Annotated in this window: 20 protein-coding genes; 14 read left to right on the top strand and 6 right to left on the bottom strand. The window is 37.3% G+C overall.

Going from position 1 to position 19,042, the window contains the following annotated elements:
• Positions 1-3: 3 nt before the first annotated feature.
• On the top strand, positions 4-822 hold the full coding sequence (locus OB_RS13915; protein ID WP_011067115.1) for an HAD-IIA family hydrolase: 819 nt from the start codon (positions 4-6) through the stop codon (positions 820-822).
• Here the strand turns inward: OB_RS13915 and OB_RS13910 are convergent.
• Complete coding sequence (locus tag OB_RS13910; RefSeq protein ID WP_041544303.1) at positions 779-1,354, bottom strand: glycerol-3-phosphate responsive antiterminator; 576 nt, start codon at positions 1,352-1,354, stop codon at positions 779-781. The genes OB_RS13915 and OB_RS13910 overlap by 44 nt on opposite strands.
• Before the next feature lie 186 nt (positions 1,355-1,540).
• Entirely contained in the window at positions 1,541-1,870 is a 330-nt protein-coding gene (locus OB_RS13905; RefSeq protein ID WP_011067113.1) for a hypothetical protein, read from the bottom strand.
• A 369-nt stretch (positions 1,871-2,239) separates the two neighbouring features.
• Here OB_RS13905 and crcB point away from each other — a divergent pair, with 369 nt between their 5' ends.
• The 4 genes from crcB to ltrA all read left to right on the top strand — a co-directional run bounded on the left by crcB (position 2,240) and on the right by ltrA (position 5,705).
• The gene (crcB, locus tag OB_RS13900) at positions 2,240-2,629 is read left to right on the top strand and encodes a fluoride efflux transporter CrcB (protein WP_011067112.1); all 390 of its coding nucleotides are present in this window, start codon (positions 2,240-2,242) and stop codon (positions 2,627-2,629) included.
• 64 nt (positions 2,630-2,693) lie between these two features.
• The gene (locus OB_RS17975) at positions 2,694-2,984 is read left to right on the top strand and encodes a fluoride efflux transporter FluC (protein ID WP_081427522.1); all 291 of its coding nucleotides are present in this window, start codon (positions 2,694-2,696) and stop codon (positions 2,982-2,984) included.
• Between the two features lie 97 nt (positions 2,985-3,081).
• Positions 3,082-3,846 carry an SDR family NAD(P)-dependent oxidoreductase gene (locus tag OB_RS13890; protein ID WP_011067110.1) on the top strand — a complete coding sequence of 255 codons (765 nt, stop codon included), beginning with the start codon at positions 3,082-3,084 and terminating at the stop codon, positions 3,844-3,846.
• A gap of 599 nt (positions 3,847-4,445) precedes the next feature.
• On the top strand, positions 4,446-5,705 hold the full coding sequence (gene ltrA, locus OB_RS13880; protein ID WP_011067109.1) for a group II intron reverse transcriptase/maturase: 1,260 nt from the start codon (positions 4,446-4,448) through the stop codon (positions 5,703-5,705).
• 82 nt (positions 5,706-5,787) lie between these two features.
• Here the strand turns inward: ltrA and OB_RS13875 are convergent, their stop codons facing one another.
• The 4 genes from OB_RS13875 to OB_RS18800 all read right to left on the bottom strand — a co-directional run bounded on the left by OB_RS13875 (position 5,788) and on the right by OB_RS18800 (position 10,144).
• Positions 5,788-7,182 carry an L-cystine transporter gene (locus OB_RS13875; RefSeq protein WP_011067108.1) on the bottom strand — a complete coding sequence of 465 codons (1,395 nt, stop codon included), beginning with the start codon at positions 7,180-7,182 and terminating at the stop codon, positions 5,788-5,790.
• Between the two features lie 288 nt (positions 7,183-7,470).
• Positions 7,471-8,580 (bottom strand): o-succinylbenzoate synthase, encoded by a 1,110-nt coding sequence (gene menC, locus OB_RS13870; protein ID WP_011067107.1) that lies wholly within the window; start codon positions 8,578-8,580, stop codon positions 7,471-7,473.
• 155 nt (positions 8,581-8,735) lie between these two features.
• Complete coding sequence (locus OB_RS13865) at positions 8,736-9,680, bottom strand: YfcC family protein (protein WP_269445892.1); 945 nt, start codon at positions 9,678-9,680, stop codon at positions 8,736-8,738.
• An 8-nt stretch (positions 9,681-9,688) separates the two neighbouring features.
• A complete protein-coding gene (locus tag OB_RS18800) occupies positions 9,689-10,144 on the bottom strand; it encodes a hypothetical protein (RefSeq protein WP_011067105.1) in 456 nt (151 codons plus the stop codon).
• Positions 10,145-10,258: 114 nt separating this feature from the next.
• Between OB_RS18800 and OB_RS13860 the strand changes: the two genes are divergently transcribed.
• The 9 genes from OB_RS13860 (at position 10,259) to OB_RS13820 (ending at position 19,028) form a co-directional block, all read left to right on the top strand.
• Positions 10,259-11,089, top strand: a complete 831-nt coding sequence (locus tag OB_RS13860) for a MurR/RpiR family transcriptional regulator (protein ID WP_011067104.1) — start codon at positions 10,259-10,261, stop codon at positions 11,087-11,089.
• Entirely contained in the window at positions 11,086-12,207 is a 1,122-nt protein-coding gene (locus OB_RS13855) for a M20 peptidase aminoacylase family protein (RefSeq protein ID WP_011067103.1), read from the top strand. The genes OB_RS13860 and OB_RS13855 overlap by 4 nt, the downstream gene beginning before the upstream one ends.
• Before the next feature lie 324 nt (positions 12,208-12,531).
• Entirely contained in the window at positions 12,532-13,386 is an 855-nt protein-coding gene (locus OB_RS13850; RefSeq protein WP_011067102.1) for a methyl-accepting chemotaxis protein, read from the top strand.
• A 13-nt stretch (positions 13,387-13,399) separates the two neighbouring features.
• Entirely contained in the window at positions 13,400-14,860 is a 1,461-nt protein-coding gene (locus tag OB_RS13845; protein WP_011067101.1) for an aldehyde dehydrogenase family protein, read from the top strand.
• Positions 14,861-14,991: 131 nt separating this feature from the next.
• A complete protein-coding gene (locus tag OB_RS13840) occupies positions 14,992-15,270 on the top strand; it encodes a hypothetical protein (protein WP_011067100.1) in 279 nt (92 codons plus the stop codon).
• A 462-nt stretch (positions 15,271-15,732) separates the two neighbouring features.
• Positions 15,733-16,734, top strand: coding sequence for a LacI family DNA-binding transcriptional regulator (locus OB_RS13835; protein ID WP_011067099.1), 1,002 nt, complete (start codon positions 15,733-15,735; stop codon positions 16,732-16,734).
• A gap of 19 nt (positions 16,735-16,753) precedes the next feature.
• Positions 16,754-17,314, top strand: a complete 561-nt coding sequence (hxlB, locus tag OB_RS13830; RefSeq protein WP_231846953.1) for a 6-phospho-3-hexuloisomerase — start codon at positions 16,754-16,756, stop codon at positions 17,312-17,314.
• A gap of 13 nt (positions 17,315-17,327) precedes the next feature.
• Entirely contained in the window at positions 17,328-17,960 is a 633-nt protein-coding gene (locus tag OB_RS13825; protein ID WP_011067097.1) for a bifunctional 4-hydroxy-2-oxoglutarate aldolase/2-dehydro-3-deoxy-phosphogluconate aldolase, read from the top strand.
• Between the two features lie 39 nt (positions 17,961-17,999).
• A complete protein-coding gene (locus tag OB_RS13820) occupies positions 18,000-19,028 on the top strand; it encodes a TRAP transporter substrate-binding protein (RefSeq protein WP_011067096.1) in 1,029 nt (342 codons plus the stop codon).
• Positions 19,029-19,042 lie beyond the last annotated feature (14 nt).

The following is a 19,042-nucleotide window of genomic DNA, read 5'->3' as shown; positions in this document are numbered from 1 at the left end:
TCGTTGCAGAGAGGATTCATATTTGATTTAGATGGTACGATCTATATTGAAAATCAATTAATTCCTGGAGTTTTTGAAACTGTACAACAACTCATTCAACGTGGAGATAAGGTTATCTACTTTACAAATAAATCAATCGAAAGTATTGCCACTTATGTACAAAAACTAAGGGCTTTAGGTATCGAAGTGAAAAATAACCAAGTCGTGAACTCTAATTATCTAGTTGCTCGATATTTAGAAAAAAATATCTCACTCCAAGCAAAGGTGATGGTCATAGGTGAAAATCCTTTAATTGAAGAAATAGAAAAGAAAGGTATTAAGTGTACGTGGGATCCTTTAGAAACGTCCTATGTAATTATCGGTTGGGATCGAGAGTTCACATATGAAAAGCTCAATCTTGTGTTTCAAGCTTGGAAAAAAGGAGCAACAATCATCGCGACGAATCCGGACCGAACATGTCCAGTGGAAAATGGCGAAATTCCAGATTGTGGAGCGATGATTGGAGCTTTAGAAGGGGCAACTGGGGAAAAAATTGAGTTGATACTAGGAAAACCGTCTGTCCAAGCAGCACAATTTATTACACAGGAATTGATGCAACTTCCGCCTGAGCAATGCTACATGGTTGGTGATCGCATAGAAACCGATATAAAAATGGGCATTGAGAGTGGGATGCATACCGTATTAGTACTTACAGGCATCACAACGAAAAAAATGATAAACCAATCACAATACCATCCTGAATTTGTCGTTGATAGTGTTCGAGATATAATAGACACAATTATAAATCTAAATTCCAAAGGGAAGGATCCCCGGAAGAAATAGCAAGTGCCCCGGCTTTTAGTCCATTCATGATTTCTTGTTTATCACTAATCAATCCACCTGCAATTACTGGCAGGTGGGTTTGTTTTGTAATTTGATCAATTATTTTCGGCATTAATCCTGGTAGTATTTCAATGGCATCAGGACGAACAGAATTTGCGATTTCTACTCCTTTTGCTAAAGCATTTTTATCTATTACAAAAATACGTTGTATGGTCGCTAGATTTTCTTCCTTCGCATATTTAATCAGATTACTTTTTGTTGTGACTATACCAAGAGGTTTCCATTCTCTAGCGATATATTGGATAGCATTTCTCGAATTGGTTAACCCATCGATAAAGTCGAGGTGAATAAAGGTCGATTTATTTGCTTCTTTTAATCTATCAATATATTTCTTCGTGGAGAGTAAATCTCCAGTTAATAAAAATATAACGTTTGCGTTTGAGGTAACCGCTTTTTGAAGGTCTTGTTCCTTCTTCACAGAGGCAATGACTTGCGACTGAACAATATCCACGATATAAGCCAATCTATCCATCCTTTCTACAATATAAAATTCATCTCGTTATCTATACCATATTATTCTACAAGGACAAGTATTATTCTGTAGTAAGCTGTATAAAGTAAGACTCACATGAAACTGTTTTGAGGTGAATATAGTATCCTTTTATTTGAAGGTTTTGATAGACTAGCTAAATGGGATGTTTTTCGTGTTATTATTCGTTTAGATAATAAGAAAGCCGTAGCTTAAATAAAAGCTATCTTTCTGTTTGAGTAGATAACTATTTTGGTTCATTTTGTCATCTACCAATTGTTTTTGAATTAATTCTATATTTTTTTCAATCCTGCTTAAGCGTTCATCTTGTTGTTTCAATTTTAAGTTTTGCTCCAAACCGGCTTCAATAGACTCTTCAATTGCAACCCCTGCAGCGTACGTGGCAATAGCATCACCAACGGTTGTAAGTAGACCAGCAATCAGTCCTAACTTTAAGCTTTTTGTTATCTCAATTTCTTCTCCTGTAGCACTGGGAGAGTTAAATTTATTGTTCGGCATAAACATTCCTCGTTTAATCTTTTTATTTTATTGTATTCAAACTAGGCAATAATCGTTATTTCTTTAATTACCTTAATAAACATGCTTTACTTCTAAAATATGCAGGAATGTAATATGTAATCCAGCTTATCTTATTTAGAATAAGTTTTTTTGAAATGAAATAAATATTATATAAAGAAATGGATTCATGTGGGCGATGAATCCATTTCTATTATCTTTGTCTTTGTAAAACTTACGGTCAATTCTTACCAAGATGTTTAGCTCCATAGTTTTGGGAAGAGAATAATCATTGCGGCAATTTTAAAGGATAGTAATTCGATAATGTATAAGCTATCATAGAATGAAGATCTACAAGAAACAGGTGAAAATATGAGGAATGTTCTTATCGTTATGCTCGGTGGTTTTATAGGTGCAAATTTGCGTTACTGGTTAGGAGAATGGATGTCATCAAGTAGTGGATTTCCAACCGGTACGTTTGTGATTAATGCAATAGGATGCTTTTTACTTGGATGGCTTTTAACTTATTCTGAGAAAAATAGACTTTTGAGTAAAGAGTGGTCGCTTCTGTTGGGAACAGGATTGATTGGTTCATTTACAACTTTTTCTACTTTTTCTGTAGAAACATTACTACTTATAGAGTCAGCTAAATATATAGTTGCAAGCTTATATGTGTTCGGGAGTATATTTTTGGGAATTGGGTTAGCTTATATTGGAGTAAGACTGGCACTATACTGTAAAAAAGAGGAAGATATAGCATGATGACTTTGTTAATCGGAATAGGAGGTTCCGTTGGAGCAGCAGCCCGGTATGTTTAGGGCAGTGGATAAACCAATTTTTACTGTTTCCATTTGGAACGTGCCTCATTAATATATTCGGATCATTTATGTTAGGTGTTTTTATGCAATATTATGTATCTGAAAGTATAACTGTAGGATGGTGGCTATTTCTAGGGGTGGGAGTATGTGGTGGATTTACTACATTTTCTACGTTTGGATTAGAGGCTGTGTCACTGATAGAAAAGAAAAAGTGGGTTCTATTAATATTGTATGTCGTAGTATCGGTAATCATTAGTATATGCAGCGCTTGGTTTGGTTATATGCTTTATAAACTTTAAAATCAAAATACTTGTAATTTTGTAAACGTTTTCATAAAATAAAAGTGACAGATAAGTTACTAAAAAGAAGTAGATTATTAAAAGGGAGTGGATAATATTGGAAGGAAAAGTAGTACTTATTACTGGTGGCGCAGGAGGAATCGGACAAGCAACTGCTAAACTACTATTAGATTATGGGGCGAAGGTAGCTTTAGTAGATATTAATGAAGATTCATTAGTAAAGGCAAAGGAATCACTTCATGTAGAAGATGACCGTGTTTTTACAATTACGGGAAATGTGACAGTGGAAGAAGACGTAGAAAATTATGTGAAACAAACAGTAGATCGTTTTGGAAAGATTGATGTTTTCTTTAACAATGCAGGAGTTAATGGACCGGTATCACCGATAACAGAATTGGATCAAGCTACATTTGAAAAGATAATGTCCATTAATGTAACCGGGGTATTTTTAGGTTTAAAGCATGTAATGAAACAAATGAAAAAGCAAGGTTACGGGAGTATAGTAAATACAGCTTCCAATGCTGCTTATATTGGTTCAGCAGGTATGGTTAGCTATATTGCTTCCAAGCATGCAGTTGCTGGTATTACAAAAACTGCTGCGTTAGAGGTAGCATCAGACGGGATACGGGTAAATGCTGTAGCTCCAGCTGCAATCGATACCCAAATGCTTGCTGATATTCAGAATAACCTTACTCCTGGAGAACCTGAAAAATCTGGAGAGGCTTTAAAACAGGGAATTCCAGCAGGAAGATTTGGAGCTCCAGAAGAAGTTGCTCAGGTGGTAAAGTTTTTAGCCTCTGATGATGCATCCTTTGTGAATGGATCGCTTTACAATGTGGACGGTGGAATGCAGGCTGATTAATAAAAAAACAGCAGTGTTGGTTTATGTCAAACTGCTGTTTTTATGTGTGCCCGGCATGGGTGCAGTCTATAGGGTGAGAATCCCGAACTGTGAAGGCAGAAGTAACAGTTAGTCTAACGCAAGGGTGTCCGTGGCGACATGGAATCTGAAGGAAGCGGACGGCAAACCTTCGGTCTGAGGAACACGAACTTCATATGAGGCTAGGTATCAATGGATGAGTTTGCATAACAAAACAAAGTCCTTTCTGCCAAAGTTGGTACAGAGTAAATGAAGCAGATTGATGAAGGGAAAGACTGCATTCTTACCCGGGGAGGTCTGATCGAAACGCCAAGCACTCTTGGTAACCCATTCAGCAATGGATGGCTGAACGGTCAGAAGTCAGCAGAAGTCATAGTACCCTGCATACTCGAGAATGTAAGGGGAAGGACGGAACAATTAAGGAGAAATGTGACACTAGGCGTTAAGATTTCATGCAGACACAGACAACCCGGAAGGGCTTATCCAAAGGAGGACGTAGTGAATCTACAGGGGACTTTGGAAGGGTGGAGTGGAACTTGCACAAATAGAACGTCACATTCACGAAGAAAGGAAACCCAAGTATGTTGATGAACCAAATTCTGTCACGGGACAATCTCATTCTCGCACTAAAGCGAGTCGAACGAAATAAAGGAAGTCATGGCATAGATGAAATGTCCGTAAAATTCCTACGAAGACATCTCTATGATAACTGGGATTCCCTTCGGGAGAACTTGAGGAAAGGAACCTATACACCTTCTCCTGTCCGCCGTGTCGAAATCCCGAAACCAAGCGGAGGAGTTCGGATGTTAGGTATTCCAACCGTGACGGATCGTTTCATTCAACAGGCTATTGCCCAAGTACTTCATACAATTTTTGACCCCTCCTTCTCAGAACATAGCTATGGATTCAGGCCCAACCGTCGAGGACATGACGCTGTGAGGAAGGCAAGGGGGTTTATTAAAGAAGGATACAGATGGGTAATTGATATGGACCTAGAGAAATTCTTTGATAAGGTGAACCATGATAAGCTCATGGGTGTTTTAGCGAAGCGCATCAAGGATAAGGAACTGCTTCGGCTTATTCGGAAATACCTACAATCTGGCGTCATGATAAATGGGATAGTAGTTAGCTCCGAAGAAGGCACTCCGCAAGGCGGGCCGTTGAGCCCTCTTCTTTCTAACATTATATTAGATGATTTAGATAAGGAACTGGAGGAGCGTGGGCTACGTTTCGTTCGTTATGCGGATGACTGCAACATCTATGTGAGAACAAAGAAAGCTGGGAATCGTGTAATGAATTCCATTACTACATTTATCGAAGAGAAACTTCGCTTGAAAGTAAATAAAGAGAAATCAGCAGTGGACCGGCCTTGGAAACGTAAGTTTCTTGGTTTTAGTTTCACCAATGGAAAGAATCCAAAAATTAGAATCGCAAAAGAAAGTATTATGCGTCTAAAACAGAAAATCAGGGAAATAACTTCACGTTCCAAGCCATTTCCTATGGAAGTAAGAATTGAGAAATTAAACAAATACCTGATGGGTTGGTGCGGGTATTACGCTTTAGCGGAGACACCTTCAAAGTTTGAGGAGTTCGATAAGTGGATAAGAAGAAGATTGCGCATGTGTATGTGGAAACAATGGAAGCTTCCACGGACGAAAGTCCGAAAGCTGATTAGCTTGGGTGTTCCTGACCACAAAGCATACGAATGGGGAAACACCAGAAAGAATTATTGGCGTATCTCCAAGAGTCCAATCTTAAGCAGAACCCTAGGCAACTCCTATTGGAGTAGACTAGGGCTCAAAAGTCTGTATCAAAGGTATGAATTTATTCGTAATACTTAATTGAACCGCCGTATACCGAACGGTACGTACGGTGGTGTGAGAGGACGGGGGTTAGTCGCCCCCTTCTACTCTATTCTTAATATTAAATTCCTGCGTTTTCGACAACGGATTTCTTATCTTGGTACTTCTCATGATTAAGGTTTCGCATCACTTTTGAAGTTAATGTTCCGGATACCATGCTTCCATTAACATTTAGAGCGGTCCGACCCATATCAATTAATGCTTCGATCGAGATCAATAACCCTGCAAGACCTACTGGTAATCCCATAGAGGATAAAACAATAATTGCTGCAAAGGTAGCTCCTCCACCAACACCAGCTACACCAAATGAACTGATAGCTGTAATTAACACCAATTGAATAATGAAATCAAGAGATAAAGGATCGATTCCCACTGTCGGAGCAATCATCACGGCTAACATGGCCGGATAAATACCCGCACAACCATTTTGCCCCATGGTAGCTCCGAATGATGCAGAAATATTTGCTGCCCCATCATCTACGCCAAGTGCATTCTTTTGCGCTGAGATATTTAATGGAATTGTTCCAGCACTTGAACGTGATGTGAATGCAAAAACAAGGACTGGAATAACTTTTTTTAAATAGGTCATCGGATTAAGTCCGAATACACCAACAAGTACTAAGTGAATCACGAACATCACTAATAATGCAGCGTAGGACGCGATAACAAACTTTCCTAGCTGGATGATTCCTTCATAATTCGTACTCGCAACCATATTTGTCATTAAAGCAAGTACGCCAAATGGTGTTAAACGAAGAACAAGAGTTACTATTCGCATGATGATACTGAATATGGCGTTAATTCCTTTCGTAAATATTGCTGCATGCTCTGGTTGTTTTCGTTGAACACCGAGTGTGGCAATACCGATAATTACAGAAAAGATTACTACAGCAATAACAGAAGTTGGACGTTCACCAGTCATATCCAAGAATATATTACTCGGAATAAAGTTTAGAATTCGTTGTGGTGTTGTTTGTCCTTCCATTTCAGAAAAGCTCTGTTCGATTGAAAGCCCACGATCTGTTTCTGCTTGACCAGCTTCTATTTGTTCGGCACTTAGATCAAATACCAATGCTGATCCAATACCCACTAATGCGGCAATTAATGTTGTAGAGATAAGTATTCCGATGATCCAACCAGCCATTTTTCCAAGTTCTTTGGACTTATCTAGATTTATAATGGCACGAATAATCGATATCATTACTAGAGGTACGACTATTACCATAAGGAATCTTACGTATCCACTACCAACAATGCTATACCAATCGAGTGTCCCATTTAAAATCGAAGACCCTTCACCATATATCCCTTGCAGAATTGCTCCTAAGACAATCCCTATACCCATACCAGTAAATACTCGTTTGGCAAATGATACATGTTTTTTCTGCATATAAATTAGTAGTCCAATAAGTGCCAGTAAAACTACGACGTTGATTAAAATAAACAAATTATCCATTAACAAATACCCTCCTTGTGAAAAACATATAATTCCAATTAATTTACTACGAATTAAACTATACAATGATTCTATGCCTTAATCAAGAAAAAATGTTTGGGTGTTTATGTAGTGTATGTAAAAGAGGTGAAATGGAAACATAAATTCGAATCTTACGGGATTAGATTTCCATGGCTGACGGGATTTAATTTCCTTTCTTATATTCACGTAAAAATAAAACGAAAAAAAGCTGAACGATAGCCGGTCATGAAAATTCCATTACTGACTATTGTTCAGCTTTCAGCTTTTTTAACGCTTGAAAGTTTTCTTTTGCACTGTATATCTTTCTAGTTTTTCTCGACTTACGTTATATCCAATGCCAGGATCGCTTGGGACCTGTAGAATACCGTTATGAACAAAAACTTCAGGCTCGATAATGTCTTCATGCCAATAGCGAGAAGAAGCTGCAGTATCACCTGGTAATGTAAAGTTTGCTAAGGAAGTTACTGCAATATTATGGGCACGTCCAATTCCAGATTCAAGCATGCCACCGCACCACATTGGAATAGCAGCTTCCTCACAAAGATCATGGATTTTTTTCATGATAGAAAGTCCGCCTACACGACCAACTTTCATATTTATGATTTTTCCACTACCAAGTTGTATAGCTTTTCTCGCATCATCATAAGAATGAATACTCTCATCCAAACAGATAGGGGTTTCCAAGTGTTTTTGTAATTCTGCGTGGTCAATAAGGTCACCAGCAGTTAATGGTTGTTCGATCATCATCAAGTTATATGGATCCAGTTGTTTTAATAAATCTATATCATCTAATGTATAGGCGGAGTTTGCATCAACCATTAGAGGGATGTCAGGGTAATGTTCTCTTATTTGTTTTACTACTTCAACATCCTTACCGGGTTTAATTTTAACTTTAATTCGTTTGTATCCTTCGTCCACTTTTTCCTTAATTTTCGTAAGTAATTGTTCCATGTCATCTTCAATACCTAGGCTGACACCAACTTCAATTTCTTTTTTTGTTCCACCAATAGCTTCTGATAATGAGATTCCTTGTCGCTTTGCATATATATCCCAGGCTGCTGCATCAATTACAGCTTTTGCGAGGTTATTTCGTTTAAAAGGAGCGAACAGTTCTGCTAATTCATCTGGATGTTCCCACTCATGTTGCAATGCAAGCGGTACGAGAAACTGTTCTAACATTACCCAGCTTCCATCCGTGAATTCCTCGATATACAATGGGGAATCTGATGTGACACATTCTCCCCAGCCGGTATTTCCGAGTTCATCTTTTGCTTCGATAACAACAAAGCTGCGGTCTTGTTCGGTACCGAAACTTGTTGTGAATGGGTTTTTCATACGCATGCTTACTTTATGCATGGTGATTTCTTGAAATTTCATTTTATTAACTCCTTTATTTACATATTCGGTATGGTGGATCCCTTCTACTTCTAGCTAAAGAAGATGAAGGGAAGCATAGCAAACGTTCACACCAAGATATGTTTGTCTATATAAGAATAACGCATTTTAGAAAAATAATCTTGATTTGAATACCACTACATCGGTCCCCAATTTATCATAACACCAATGCTTAAGAAAATAATGCCAATAATATACCAAATAATAACTAATGGAATAGCAAATTTAATCCATTTGGTCCATGGGATGCCTGCGATTGCTAGATTAGCCATCAATACCCCAGATAATGGGGTAATTATATTTGTGAATCCATCACCCATTGAATAGGCTTGTACGGCTACTTGTCTTGGTACATCCATTAAGTCTGCAAGAGGAGTCATAATTGGCATCACAATGGCTGCTTGCCCACTGCCGGAAGAAACAATAAGGTTAAACAGGCCATTACCGATAAACATAGCAATTGCTCCTAATACACTTGAAAAAGGTTCCATTATAATTGCCATTCCATTGACAATAGTATCAAGTACATAGCCGTTTTCTAATACAACGACAATAGATCGAGCCATACCAATGATTAGTGCACCATATAAAACACCTTTAGCACCATGCATAAATTCCTCTACCATGTGATTTGCTCCCATTTTTGAGACAATAGCAGTTAACATGGCGATAGCAATAAATACTCCTGCCATTTCATTAATGGACCAATCTAATTGAAACACGCCATAGACGTATGTTCCGATTCCAAGTACAAGTATCGTCAAAACAATTTTGTGAACAGTGGTTAACGTTCCATCTACTTCATCGATACTTCCTTCGTCATATTTAGGAAAACGATTTTCACGAATAATACTTTTATTCGGGTCATTTTTAACTCGATTTGCATACCAGATAATGTAAGAAATCGTAGCACTTACAACAGTCACATATATGATTAACCGAAAACCAATTCCTGAAAATAAAGGAAGCTGTGCAATTTGTTGTCCAAATCCAGTTGTCATTGGGTCGAGAAATCCGATAGCAAAACCAGAATAGGCACCTAGATAAATAATAGATACTCCAACAATTGCATCCATTTTCATTGCTCTGGCTAAAATTTACCAATCGGGATAAAAGCAATGACGGCATTTACTATAATACCGAGTGCTCCGAAGGTAGAAAACAAACTAGCCACGATAATAATTAACATCCACTCTTTGTTTTGAGTTCCTCGAATTGTTTTCATAATAAGATTGTCGATAGCACCTGTCTTTTCAATAACTGCAAAAGCACCACCTATAATTAAAACGAGGAATATTAAACCAGCTCCTCCAATAAGGCCGTCTTGAATAGAACGAAAGATATCAATTACAGAAGTGGGTTGCTGTTCTATTTGGCTATAACTATCAGGAACAATTACATCAATACCATTTTCAGAAGTTTCCCGGTCAAATGAACCGGCTGGAATTATGTACGTTAGTAAGGCTGCGATAAGAAGTATAGCGAATAATATCACATAAGCATCTGGTAGGTTGAGCTTCCTTTTTTTCTTTTGTTGATTGTTCATCGTTAACCTCCTTTTTATTTAAAAAATCTAAATATTTTAAGTTGAAATAAATTATAATAAAGTTTATACTTTAAAGCAATACAAAATATTGGAAAAACTTTAAAGGTGACGTTTATGAACCGAGAATATGTAGAAAGAACAAAAACGAATCTCCCAGAAATGACTAAAGGATTAAAAAAAGTAGGGAGATATCTGTTAGCCGAGCCGATCGTATTTGCCATACACCCAGCTAAAAAAGTAGGCAGTATGATAGACGTAAGTGAAACAATGGTGATACGATTTTGTCATTTTATAGGATATCGAGGATATGCAGATCTACAAAAAGAAGTGAGACATCATTTAATAAGTCTAGAAAATAGCAACGATAAGAAGAATGTTTCCACGAAAGAATCTAATTTTGAACAATTTATAGAAGAAGATGTTAAGAATTTAAAGCAGATGAAGAATATAATAGATGTAGATGTATTAAACGATGTTATAGAGAGGATTCTAGATAGTGAGAAAGTTATAGTTGCAGGCTACTATCATTCTTTCAGTTTTGCGCATTGGTTTTCATTTAATTTGAATTACATTGTAGGGAATGCTTCTTTATTTCGACCAGAAAGCGATGCAGGGATACTCGAATTAATGCCTAAAAAATCTTGTATCATTATTTTCTCTTTCTTCCGCTATGCAATAGACACGATTCGTTTAGCGGAAGAAGCTAAGAAAAAAGGGGTTCCTGTAATCGTAATTACTGATTCATGGGCATCGCCTGCAGCCGAATATGCTGATTTTGTTATTTCGATTTACTCATCGGATAATTCGAATGTTCTGTTACAAAAAGGACCAATAACCATGTCTCTGATGAATTCAATCTTATCTAAATTGATCGATCAGGTTCAAGATCGAGGTAAAATATTACCGACATTTAAGTATTATATAAAGGACGGGGAAGATGAATGACAACGAGTATTGAACAAAGAGTAAGAGATGTGTTTCATTATTTACACCAACATCCTGAAATTAGTTGGGAAGAGGTGGAAACTACCAAGTATATCAAGCAGCAACTAGAAAAAGCAGGGTGTAATGTGACCACCTTTACGGATTGTACAGGGGTAATTGGAGAATATGGAGATTTTAATAAGGGACTTCCGGTTGTAGGTATTCGTGCAGATATGGATGCACTATGGCAAGAAGTGAATGGGATTTTTCAAGCGAACCATTCTTGTGGACATGATGCACATATGGCAATGGTCCTTGGTGTACTATGGTCATTACAAGAAATTCCAAATATGAAAGACAAGATAGCGATTAAGTTTATCTTTCAACCAGCTGAAGAAAATGGTAGCGGTGCACTTAAAATGGTAGAAAAAGGTGTGGTAGACAACGTCGACTATTTATTCGGTGTACATCTTCGTCCAGACCAAGAAGCGAAGATGGGGACAGCAACTCCGGTTATTGTACATGGTGCCACTAGAATGTTTCATGGTGAGATTCAAGGAGACGATGCGCATGGAGCTAGACCACATCTAAATCATAATGCAATCGAAGTCGGAGCCCAAATCGTTAATATGATCCGTCAAATTCACTTAGATCCACGTATTCCTCATTCTGTAAAAATGACAAAATTTCAGTCCGGTGGAAAGAATGCTAATATTATTCCCGGAAATGCTGCATTTAGCCTTGATTTACGAGCGCAATCAAATATGGTAATGGAGAATTTGGAAAGAAAGGTTCATAATATCTTTGATGCAGTTCGAGATTTATATGATATTAAAATTGAAATAACAGATGTACATGGGATTGCTGCAGCAGAAATTAATGAAGAAGCTATCGATATTATGCAAAGTGCTATTACTTCTCATCTAGGAGAGGAGAAATTGCTCGAACCATTAATAACACCTGGTGGGGATGACTTCCATTTTTATACTATTAAACGTCCAGAACTGAAAGCCACGATGCTTGGTTTAGGCTGTTCACTAACTCCTGGTCTGCATCATCCGACAATGACATTTGATCAACATGCACTTGAAAATGGAGTGGGAATTCTAACAAAAGCAGTATTAGATGTATATAAATAGAAAATTTATGCTGTCCCTATCTTAGAGATATATTCTAGATAGGGATTTTTTACATTGATATTTTATTCATTAACTAAATCGAGCGCCTTCTCAACATGAGTTTTAAGTATATTGCTGTCGATTATTATAAAGGTAATTTGTCTTTCCCCTCGTACTTAAGTAATAAACGATCACAAAATTGGGTTAGTTGGTTACACTATCAGCCTTTGATTATATAATGAAGTAATTTAGAAAGTTATGGAAATAGATAGTTGTCTTCACAATCCTTTATTCATACCGATATAAAATCTAGAGACTAGGAAATTTTTTAGGGGGGAAGGAGAAATGGATGTAGTAAATGTAAAAACCCATCCGTTATTGGAGGCTTTTATTCAGGTTGGGCCTTTTATACAGCAATTAGTAAATGATGACATAACGATTGGAATATATGACACGGAGAAGTTATTGAAGAATTTTCCGGGTCAAACATTTTCATTGGATGTTTCAGCAGGAGACCCGTTATTAGAGGGAGATATCGTAACGAGAGCGATTCAAGAAGGGGAGAACCAGTCTATGGTAGTTCCTGCTCATGTTCTCGGTGTGAAATTAATTTCAAAGGCAGTTCCTATAAGAGATGAATTTGGCAACATTGTTGGCGGTGTTGGCTTAGGAATGAACGTGGATAAAGCACAACAACTGTCAGATGTATCTGGGAATTTATCCGATGTTTTTGAAGATATTACTAAAACGATTACAGATATGGCAGAATCTATCTCTCAATTGTCAGAGAATATGAACTTTGTATCACAAAAGTCAGTTGAAGTTGGAGAGAGTGTCCAGTTAATTGAAGAATTTTCACAAACGGTAAAAGGAATTGCCGATCAAAGTAACTTGCTCGGTTTAAATGCTGCTATCGAAGCGGCTCGAGCAGGAGAACATGGTAGAGGTTTTTCTGTGGTTGCCAGTGAAGTTCGTAAAATGGCTGCTAATTCTAAAACACAAGTAGATGAAATCTATACGATTACGAATAAAATTAAATCCGTTATTGATGGTCTTGATAAAGATATTCAAAAAGCTAATCTTGAATCAGACTCTCAATCAGCTGCTATTGAAGAACTTACAGCAACAATGCAAGAAGTAAATAGCAATATTCAAAGCTTAGCTGCCATGGCTAAGGAAAATACAGAAATACGAAATTAGAGGAGCGAATATCATGTCAATGTATAGTCAATTAGATTCCCAATATATCAATGGTGTTTGGAAAGATGGAAATGGAAAGGCTACGATTCAAAATACGAATCCATATAGTGGAGAGGTTATTGCTACTTACCGTGCAGCTTCATTACAAGATTTAGATGATGCGTATGAAACAGCACAAGAAGTACAAAAAGCTTGGGCTAAGGAAAATCCGATTACTGTACAAAGAATTATGGACAAAGCTGTTACTTATATGGAAGAAAATCATGAAGAAATAGTTGATATTATCATTCAAGAAATAGGCGGAACCCGTCTGAAGGCTGAATTTGAAATCGGACTTGTTACAAATATGATTAAGGAAGCATCCTCTTTTCCAATGCGAATGAGCGGAAGTATCTTACCTTCACCTATTGATGGGAAAGAAAATCGTGTTTATCGAGTACCAGTTGGAGTTGTAGGTGTGATTAGTCCATTTAACTTCCCATTCTTCCTATCTATGAAATCTGTTGCTCCTGCCTTAGCTACTGGTAATGCAGTTGTATTAAAACCACATGAACATACAGCAATTACAGGTGGGACAATGATTGCAAAAATATTTGAAGAAGCTGGGCTTCCTAAAGGGGTACTTCAAGTAGTAACAACAGAGATTTCAGAAATTGGTGATCGTTTTGTTGATCATCCCGTTCCAGCTGCGATTTCCTTTACCGGTTCTACAAAGGTAGGGAAGCATATTGGTGAAGTTGCTTCTCGTAATCTAAAAGAAGTTCATCTAGAGCTAGGTGGAAACAGCGCATTAATCGTACTAGAAGATGCAGATGTTGATTATGCAGTAAGTGCTGGTGTATTTAGTAGATTTACACATCAAGGCCAAATTTGTATGTCAGCAAATCGAATTATTGTTCATGAAGATGTGTATGATGAATTTGTCCAGAAGTATGCAGATAAAGTTAAGACTTTGACTTGCGGTGACCCTGCAGATTCAAGTACGATCATCGGTCCATTAATTAATGAGCGTCAAGTGCAAAATACAGTTAACCTTATAGAAAAAGGGGTGGAAGAAGGCGCACATCCATTAGTAAGAGGACAGGTAAATGGTAATGTAGTAGAGCCTGTCATCTTTACAGAAGTAACTCCAGATATGCAAATTGCCAATGAAGAATTCTTTGCGCCAGTTGTCGCGATTATGAAAGTATCATCAGAAGAGCAAGCCATTGCTTATGCAAATGCTAGTTCATATGGTCTTAGTGGTGCCGTGCATACAAGCGATGTTAATCGTGGTGCAGAAGTGGCAAAACAATTAGAGTCAGGTATGATCCATATTAATGATGGAACAATTAATGACGAGCCAAATGTAGCATTTGGAGGAGTGAAAAATTCCGGCGTAGGTCGTCTAAATGGAGAGTGGAGTTTAGAAGCATTTACAACAACAAAATGGATTTCTATTCAACATACAAAACGCCAATTCCCATATTCCTAAATAAATATTTAATATTACCTTTGCTCGTTGGTACATTGGATTTGTAATCAAAATTCGCCCATCCAAAATATAGACATTTGCATAGAATATATTAGAAAGATATATATTTTGGAGGAAAGAGGGATTACAAATTGAATAACTATCAATTTGATCAAAACGATTATGTGGAACCTTATGAAACGTATATAGAGTCAAGACCTCATGGTGGAGGCTTTCATGGACCAGGTTTTCATGGGGGACATGGTTTTCACGGAGGATTTGGAGGGCCATTTTTTGGATTTGGCGGAGCGCCATTTATAGGGGGATTAGCAGGAGGTTTATTAGCAGGTGAATTATTATCAGCACCTTATTACTACCCTCCATATCCCCCATATCCCCCGTATGGATACTATCCACCATACGGATGGTAATTAATAAAAGTTGGCTGGGACATAACAAAAAGTGCTAGTCAAAAGACGAATGAAAGCTAGAATAAGCGTAAGAAATATACGGAGACTCCTTGAAAATCAAAAAAACGATTTTCTGCGTGCGATGTAATGCTGTCGCAGTCTTCCTTGTCCTATGGAAGCAAGGCCTAGGGGAGACCCCGATGCATAAGCATCCGAGGCTCGCCAGCCGCCTTAGGATAAGCGCTGTATATTTCTGAAGCGGGTTTTTATAGTCCAATAATTTTGGATTTGTCTTTTGATTAAATACTTTTGTCTCAGCCTCTTTTTATATTTGTATTTGGGATAGTGCAATATCTCATTTCAAAAGAATAATCCAAAACTGTCATCCAAAAATTAGTATTGTAAAACGGTTACATTTATTTTATACTGTTACTAAATCGATTTACTAAACCGTTTTAGTTATAGAGATAGAAGGGGTATATTATGACAAAAAGAATCACAATCTCAGATGTTGCGATACATGCAGGCGTTTCAAAAAGCACAGTATCACAGTATTTGAACGGACGTTATGATTATATGGGACAGAAAACAAAAGAAAAAATTCAGTCCGCAATCAAAGAGTTAAAGTATAGTCCCAACATGGTGGCCAGAAGTTTGAAACAAAAATCCTCGACTACCATTGGGGTTATTGTGGCAAATATTCTTCATGTATTTTCCACACAGGTCATCCGAGCAATAGAAGATTTCTGCCATGAGAAAGGATTTCATGTCATTGTATGTAATGCAGACGACAATCCTGATAAAGAGAAAACCTATATTGATATGCTTCGGGCAAAACAAGTAGACGGAATCATTGCTTTTCCAACCGGTGACAATGTTGCGCTTTATCAAGGTCTTTTAGAGGAACAATATCCACTCGTATTTATGGATAGATTGGTAGATGGATTAGATATACCTACTGTATTACTCGATAACGATAAAGCTGCAACACTAGCAGTCGATTTACTAAAAGATTATCAACGACCAGCCATCGTAACTCCACCTTTAAAAGAAAATTTGACACCAAGAATGGAAAGATTAATTGGTTTTAAAAATGAACTAGCTAAACATGGGGTATCATTGCCTGATGAATATATTGCTTGTGGTGAAATTAGTGAAATTCAAAAAAAGCTGACGGAGCTTTTTCAGTTAACTAAAGCCCCTGATGCCATTTTTGCGATAAATGATCGAGTTTTACACGAAGTATTAACATTTATGAATCATCAACATATCCGAATTCCAGAAGATGTAGCATTAGTAAATGTTGATGATGTCTCGTTTGCAGAATTTTATCAGCCAGCATTAACAACAATTTCACAGCCAGCTTTTGAAATGGGAAAGAAAGCAGCTGAACTATTATTTACACAAATCAAAAATCCACAAGATAGAAGTACAATGGAAACCTTCCGTTTCGAACCAATGGTGAATCGGAGAAAATCGTGTTGAACAGAAAGGAAAGATAAGGATGATGAAACAAAAAGTAAATACTATCGCTAAAGAAATTCAGGAAGTACTTGGACAAGTTAATGAAGCTGAACTAATTGAATTAGCGGAAGGTATCCAACAAGCATCCCGCGTATTTATTGCGGGTACCGGACGCTCTGGGTTAGTTGGAAAGATGTTTGGTATGCGCCTTATGCATAGTGGCTATCAGATTTATATTGTTGGAGAAACAAATACACCTAGTCTTGAATCAAATGATTTACTGATATTAATTTCTGGATCAGGGGGAACATCTTCATTATTAAACTATGCAAAAAAAGCAAAGGAAATTGATGCGAAAGTAGCTTTAGTAACCACAAACAAAGAATCGGCAATTGGCTCTCAAAGTACGTATATCGTACGTGTCCCTGCTGCCACTAAAAAGCGTTTGCCGCAGGAACCAGAGACAATTCAACCACTGGGTAGTCAATTTGATCAATCGGCGCATCTATTATTAGATGCCATCGTGGTGTATTTATTAGATACGTATCCAGCTAACCGTACTGTGGAAAGTCTAAACCAAAAACATACTAATTTAGAATAAGGTGGGATTATTTATGTCAGTAATAGAAGGTATTCAAGAAGAAAAAGTAGTAGCAGTTATCCGAAAAGCAAATTCGGATAATATTGTACCTATTTTGGAAGCGTTAGCAAAAGGTGGGATTCATCATGTTGAAATAACAGCTGAAACCCCAAATGTAGAAAATGTAATTAAAACAGCAGTTCAAAACGTAAATGAAAAAATTCAAGTTGGTGCTGGTACAGTACTAGATCCAGAGACTGCGAGAACATTAATTTTAGCTGGAGCAACGTTTATCGTATCTCCAACATTAAATATAAAAACAGTAGAAATGTGTCAACGGTATGGTGTAGAACATATTCCTGGTGTATTTACACCGACTGAAGTATTAACTGCCTATGAGCATGGTGCGAGAATGGTGAAAATTTTTCCTATCGATGCAGTCGGTCCAAACTATGTGAAAAATATTCGTGGGCCATTACCACATGTGAAAGCGATGGTAACTGGTGGAATTACCTTGGATAATATCGGTGATTATTTGAAAGCAGGAAGTTTTGCTGTTGGAACAGGAAGTAGCTTAGTAAATGCTCCGTTACTGCAAACAAAAGAAGATTATGATGAACTAACAGAACGTGCGAAACAATATATTCAAAGCGCAAAAGAAGTTTAGAAAAACAATTGCTAAAACACCAAGAGGGAGGAACATTTTATGAGAAAAAATAAAATCGCTTTCATAATGTTGGTTATCAGTTTAATAGCTTTTGTACTTTCTGCTTGCAATACAGATGAAGTTGATGCAGAAAAAGACGGTAAAATCAAAATTATTGCTGCTCATAACCAGACTTCACCCGATAATCCATATCAAGTGGGACTACTCAAGTTTAAAGAAGTAGTGGAAGAAGAATCTGATGGAAAAATGGAAGTAGAAGTGCATGCAGGTACAATTGGAACGGAAGAATCAGAATTAGTAGAGAAGCTTCAGCTAGGAGCAGCGGATGTCGTATTAGCATCTCCTGGGTTTATGACACAAACAGGAATTCGGGAAGTAGATTTATTCTCAGCGCCATATCTATTTAATAGTTACGAACATTGGTTAGCGGCAGTTGATGGAGAAGTTGGACAAGAGATGGCACAAATCATTAATGAAAAATCAGATAATTCATTTAAACTACTAGGCTATTGGTCCGCAGGTGTAAGACATTATTATGGAAAGAAACCCATTGAATCAGTAGAAGACTTAGAAGGCGTATCCTTGCGTACACAAACTTCAGGAGTAATTTCTGATTTCTGGAAGGCTACAGGCGCAATTCCATCTGGAATAGCTTGGGGTGAGCTATATCAGGGTCTACAACAGGATGTCGTAGATTCTTCAGAGAATGCTTATCCGTTTTTCGTTCAACAAGCCCATCACACAACAAGTAATGGAAAGTATATAACAGAAACAGCACATGATTACACGACTCGTTTCTTATTAACAAATGGCGAGAAGTTCGATAATTATACGAAGGAACAACAAGAAATTATCTCTCAAGCTGCACAAGCATCTGTAGTAGCCGAACGAGAGGCAACAATGAAACAAGATGAAGAATATAAGGAAAAAGCAATTGCAGATGGTGCAGAAGTGAATGAAATTGATCGTCAGCCTTTCATTGATATAGCAACACCAATTTTAAATGAATTTGCTAAAGAAATTGAAGTAGAAGGACTGCTTCAACAGATTCGAGAATTAGAAGAATAACGAAAGGAGAGGGA

Origin of the sequence: Oceanobacillus iheyensis HTE831 (assembly GCF_000011245.1) — a bacterium.
In the GTDB taxonomy this organism is placed as follows: Bacteria; Bacillota; Bacilli; order Bacillales; family Amphibacillaceae; genus Oceanobacillus; species Oceanobacillus iheyensis.
Note: the sequence above shows the minus strand (reverse complement) of the source record. Positions and strands in the feature narration are given on the sequence as shown.